At 66.1% G+C, this 620-nt stretch carries 1 protein-coding gene; it reads right to left on the reverse strand.

Annotated elements, in window-relative coordinates:
* A partial coding sequence (locus tag NKH50_RS28935; RefSeq protein ID WP_352882586.1) for a GTP-binding protein occupies positions 1-620 on the reverse strand: 620 nt, incomplete at both ends.

Below are 620 nucleotides of genomic sequence, written 5' to 3' on the forward strand. Positions count from 1 at the left end.
GGCTTGACGGTGCCGGGCTTGGCCAGGACCTGGCCGCGCTCGACGCCTTCACGGTCGACACCGCGCAGCAGCGCGCCGATGTTGTCGCCGGCCTGACCCTGGTCGAGCAGCTTGCGGAACATCTCGACGCCCGTGCAGGTCGTCTTGGTGGTCGGACGGATGCCGACGATCTCCAGCTCCTCGCCGACCTTGACGACGCCGCGCTCGACGCGGCCGGTCACCACCGTGCCACGGCCCGAGATCGAGAACACGTCCTCGATCGGCATCAGGAACGGCTTGTCGAGCGGACGAACCGGCGTCGGAATGTAGGCATCGACCGCAGCCATCAGTTCGCGGATGGCGTCCTCGCCGATCTTCTTGTCAGAATCTTCAAGGGCGGCAAGCGCCGAACCCTTGACGATCGGAATGTCGTCGCCGGGAAACTCGTTCTTGGTCAAAAGCTCGCGCACCTCGAGCTCGACCAGCTCGAGCAGCTCGGCGTCGTCGACCTGGTCGACCTTGTTCAAAAACACCACGATCGAGGGCACGCCGACCTGGCGGGCCAAAAGGATGTGCTCGCGGGTCTGCGGCATCGGACCGTCGGCGGCCGACACCACCAGGATCGCGCCGTCCATCTGCGC

Origin of the sequence: Mesorhizobium sp. M1027 (assembly GCF_040318745.1) — a bacterium.
Lineage (GTDB): Bacteria > Pseudomonadota > Alphaproteobacteria > Rhizobiales > Rhizobiaceae > Mesorhizobium.